Genomic DNA, 5,092 nt, shown 5'->3' with positions numbered 1-5,092 from the left:
CATTGGTGTCTGCTCTAAATCTGCCAGTGCAAAGACGATCGTCCGCAGATGGTCGTTATCGTCGTTGATGCTGGATAGCCGCTGGGGGAGTGTGGATGGCATCTTAGGGGATAGGGGATAGGGGATAGGGGATAGGGAGGATAGGGGATAGGGGGTAGGGGATAGGGGATAGGCAAAAGTATTTTGGATAGAGATAATACTTGCATCCAGATCGTAGGTTGGGTTGAGCCGCGAAACCCAACATTTCCAGGGTGTTGGTATGTTAGTTGGGTTTCGCTATCGCTCAACCCAACCTACGGATTTTCTACTAACTCTTCCCCCTATTCCCTATTCCCTATCCCCTATCCCCTCTAAACCCCGACTTCACTCGGCTGTGCCAATTGAGCGACGATATCGAGTAAATCGCGATCGGATTGGGGTTTGGTGAGGTAGTTTTTGGCACCGAGGGTCATGGCGAGATCGCGGTGTTTTTGACCGCCGCGCGTGGTGAGCATGACGATCGGAATTTGGGAGAGTTTGGGATCTTGGCGGCAATAGCTGAGGAACTCAAAGCCGTTCATTTGGGGCATTTCGATGTCGCACACCACCAAGCGAATCCGGGGATGTTCTTGGAGGCGGAGGATGCCTTCGCGACCGTGACTGGCTTGGATGACTTGACAGCCAGCTTTGGTAAGGGAGCGGGCGAGGCTTTGGCGTTGGACGAGGGAATCGTCTACGACTAAGACTTGCAATTGTCGTCCGGGAGTGGCGTTACGATTGTCGATCTGGTTGATGGTATCGGCAACTTCCTTGGGGATCGGGGCGTCGCTAGCTGGAGCCAGAGCGGGTTGGGTAGCGGCTGCTAGCGCGGGTTGGACGGTTGGAATCTGTGGCAATTTGGCGGTACTATTGCGGACGCGGGCGAGCAATTCGATCGGATCGATCGCGAGCGTCAAGCTACCATCGCCTAAGACGCTGTAACCTTGAACATAGTTGGGCAATCCAAAGGTTTGACCCAGGGATTTGACGACGAGTTCTTGTTCTACTAAGATCCGGCTGACTTCGAGACAGACTTGTTCGTTATCGATATCCAGCAGGAGTAGGGCGTTGGGGGTGTTTTTGGCTTTGGGGGGGAACAGATTGACGACAGCTTGAGGATCGCGACCGATCGGACAGTGATAGTCCATTAGACTGTTGACTGGGTAGATGGGAATTAATTTTTGAGCCGCACCTTCACCCCACCGCAGGAAGGTGGATGTGCCCTGTGCTGTTTGCAGAGATTGGGACTGAATCCGATCGGGTGAGGGTAATAATACCTGCGAAATGGCTTCCGATCGCAAGGCGTGGACGAAGCCCCCTGATTCGCAAATCATCAATCGGGTGGTGGTGAGGTTGAGCGGGAATTGCATGATAAATGTGGTACCTTTACCAGCTACAGAGCGGACATCGATCGTCCCCTGTAAGGCACCCAGACGGTCGCGGACGACATCCAAACCGATGCCGCGACCGGAAAGATCGTTGACTTTTTCAGCGGTCGAGAATCCGGGCGCAAACATGATTTCGGCAAGTTCGGCTTCGGTGGCGGTGTCGGCGGTGTTCGCGTCGAGGAGATGGAGTGCGATCGCCCGTTGGCGGATTTTCGTCCAGTTCAAGCCTTGTCCGTCGTCGCTGACTTCGATTTTGGTGCGGTTGCCTTGGTGGTAGACTTTGATGGTGAGGGTACCAGTCTCGGATTTACCCTGAGCCGATCGCACTTCTGGGGGTTCGATGCCGTGGTCGTAGGCGTTTCTAACCAGGTGTAGTAAAGGATCGTAGAGTTTTTCAGCGATAATTTTATCGATCGAAACTTCGCTACCGATCAGTTGGAGTTGAGCGGGTTTGCGGTGGGACGCGATCATCTGCTGGAGCAAGCGCGGGAAGCGGTTGAGGACGCCCGCGATCTCGACCATTCTGGCGGCAAATAGTTCGGATTGAGCTTCGGCAAGTAGTTGTTTGCGTTTGCCCATAGTCATCCGCGATTTTTGAGTCATTTCGACCAAATTACCCACCCGAATGCCGAGTTCGGCGATGTCGTCGGTGAGGTTTTGGAGGAGGATACTCAGATCGCTGTAGACATCCATTTCGAGGCTATCAAACTGTGTCTGGATCTGGTTGTCCGCTTTTTTCCCCGACTGGTGTTTGCGCTGCTTTTTGGATTTATCGCGCCGAGATGAGGATTTTTGTCGATCGTCGATCGCGGCATTTTTATCTGCCCAATCGCCTACTAGTCGCAGTTTCTGTTCGCAGCGGCGGTATTGTTCGACGGTAGATTGGGCGAGTTTTTGGAGTTGCTCGGCGCGGAGATGGAGCTGGTTGTCATCGATGAGCAATTCGCCAATCGTATGGCTAAGGCGTTCGAGTTGGACTGTCGCCACGCGGACGCTGACGGCGGCATCGGCGGGAGCTGGCTCGGCAGCCCGCTCTGCGGGTGGTTCTAGCTCGTCAGTGGCTGCTGGTTGTCCGAGCCAAATCGATTGGAGGATCCGATCGACGCCAGATCGATTCGTAATGGCTAGTTCTGACCCAGACTGAACTGCGGCGGGACGATGCTCGATCGACGCCAGATGCGGATATTCAACGGCGGCGGGTACGACGGTATGGAAAGTTTCTGGCTCGAAGGTGCCAATTTCAATAATCTCTGGATCGAATTCGGTGACTACTGCATCCACGACCAGCTCGGACTCATCCTCGACTAAGGATAACCATTCTGAAGTAGTCGGTTCGCTGGATGGGATTGCTACTGTCTGCGGTTCGTCTACTAGAGAGAGCCAGTCTGAGGCAGATGACTCGGTAGTCGCGATCTCCGGGGTCTCTAATGTCTGCGGTTCATCTACCAGCGAGAGCCAGTCCGATGTAGATGACTCGGTAGTTGCGATCTCAGGGACAGCGGTGGTAGATCCATCTTCAATGAGAGACAACCATTCCGAGCTACCCAAATCGGTGGCTTCAGCAGTGGTACCATCTTCGATGAGGGATAACCATTCGGAGCTACCTAAATCGGTCGTGGTAGTAGTCGCAGTAGGGGCGAGCGGTTCGACGAGGGATAACCATTGCGCGGAATCCGCATCATGGATATTGGCTGCTAGTGTGGTGACAGACTGTTCGCCCCAGTTCGCCAGCTCTAAAGATACTTCGCCACCCACAGATCGATCGCCGCCGACGATCGAGACTTGTGCTTGCTGGAAATTTGCCAGCGCGATCGGCGCTAGCTCCAATACGCCACCGGGATGGCGTTGTAGAGCGGCAAGGGTTGCCTTGGCGATCGCGGCAATCCCTGGCAAACTATAAGAGCCACCGAGTTCTAATAAAAATTCGGCTAGGGAAGTCAAACTTTCCTGAACTTTAGCCGTATTTTGACTGGCAATCGCCGCAGCTAAGTCTTCGAGATCGTGCGGGATACTGTCGGTAAAGATCGACCCAATTACATCAAACCCCAGCTCGGCGGCGGTCGGTAATGGCGTCTCGCGCCCGAAGAAATCACCTAAATGAGTTTGCAGTCTGGCAAATAGCGTCGCCGTCCGTTCGAGGGTAGCAGCTTCATCGTAGGGAATCTTGGCGAGGAGGGCACTCAAGGGGTCATACAGGCAATCGTAGCCCTCCATTAAGAGCAGACCTAGTTCCGGGTCGATTTCGAGTTCGGGCGGGTAGAGCGCCTGGAAGACATCTTCTAGGTGATGGGCGATGGTCTCGATCGTTTTGAACCCACAATTAGCCGCACTGCCTTTAATGGTGTGTGCCGCTCGCATCAGGGTATGGACGCGCTCGATCGTTTTTTCTTCAACTAAACCCAGGAGGGTTTGTTCGATGGTTTCGAGTAATTCCGCCGCTTCGATCTCAAAGTATCGATCGAGTGACTCTTGGAAATCTAGATCGTCGGTCATTTAGGGGATAGGGGGTAGGGAATAGGGGATAGGGGATAGGGGATAGGGGATAGGGGATAGAGATTCGGATTTTAGGTTTTAGCTGGGTTTAGGACGCAAGCGTCCTCCATATTCCCTCTTCCCTATTCCCTATCCCCTATTCCCTATTCCCTAATCAACCTTAAAGCGACTCACACTAGTCTCTAGCACTTGCGAAGTGGTGATGAGCTGTTGGCAAGATTCGGAGATTTGGAGGGCGCTGTCGGAGCTGAGATTGGCGATCGTGGCGACGTCGATCATTGCTTCGCTCAGTTTTTGAGACTGTTTGGTTTGGGTGCTGGCGGATTTACTAATCGCTTTGACTAGTTCGCTGATTTGTCCGGTCGCTACGACGATTTCGCTGAGGCTTTGGCGGGTTTCGTTGACTAAGTTGGTACCTTGGACGACTTGGGCGATCCCGATTTCCATGGCTTCGGTCACGTCGTTGGTGTCGATCCGGATTTCATCTACCAGGCGTTCGATTTCGGTGGTCGCATTGGCAGATTGATAAGCCAAGGAGCGAACTTCATCGGCTACTACTGCGAAACCTTTACCATACTGACCCGCGCGGGTGGCTTCGATCGAAGCATTCAAGGCGAGAAGGTTGGTTTGGGTGGCGAAGTTTTCGATCAGGTTGACGACTTTGGAAATCTTCTGGAAGGTTTCACCGAGACGTTTGATTTTTTTGGCGGTGGTGGATACGGTAGAGCGAATCTCTAAGATTTCTTCGACGGTGCTTTCCATCAGCGTGTCGCCAGTTTGCACGGTGCGGTTGGCGGATTGAACCACTAGTTCGACTTCTTGAGCGAAGTCGGCGACTTCTTTACTCGAAGCTGCCATTAAGTCCACTTGGATCAAGGCGCGATCGAGCTGTTCGAGTTCTTGTTGCGCTTGAGCGGAGAGGTTATTGACCAGCAGGTTGTTTTCGCTAGAGGTACTGCTGACGCTGGTTGCGGCGGTTTGGACTTGGCGGACTAGTTCGCGCAAGCTCTGAATGGTGGTATTGTAACCATCGGCGATCGTCCCGATTTCGGTTTCCGATAGGGGCGCACGCACGGTCAAGTCACCTCGGAAGGAGGGGGCGATCGCTTTGAGGACTCGCAGCGCTTCGGATTCCAATTCTTGACGGTTAGCACGTTCTCGATCGACGATCGAGGATAACTCCTGTTCTTGAG

The 5,092-nt window shown here is 53.5% G+C and carries 2 protein-coding genes; both read right to left on the bottom strand.

Features of this window, described 5'->3' with window-relative positions; genetic code table 11:
- Positions 1-350 precede the first annotated feature (350 nt).
- Positions 351-3,899: a response regulator gene (locus tag RMO35_RS21995; protein WP_309744314.1), complete on the bottom strand. Its 3,549-nt coding sequence runs from the start codon at positions 3,897-3,899 to the stop codon at positions 351-353.
- A 150-nt stretch (positions 3,900-4,049) separates the two neighbouring features.
- The coding region (locus RMO35_RS21990; RefSeq protein ID WP_309744312.1) for a methyl-accepting chemotaxis protein at positions 4,050-5,092 on the bottom strand (1,043 nt) is incomplete at its 5' end.

The sequence above is a fragment of the Chamaesiphon sp. OTE_20_metabat_361 genome (assembly GCF_031364565.1).
Note: the sequence above shows the minus strand (reverse complement) of the source record. Positions and strands in the feature narration are given on the sequence as shown.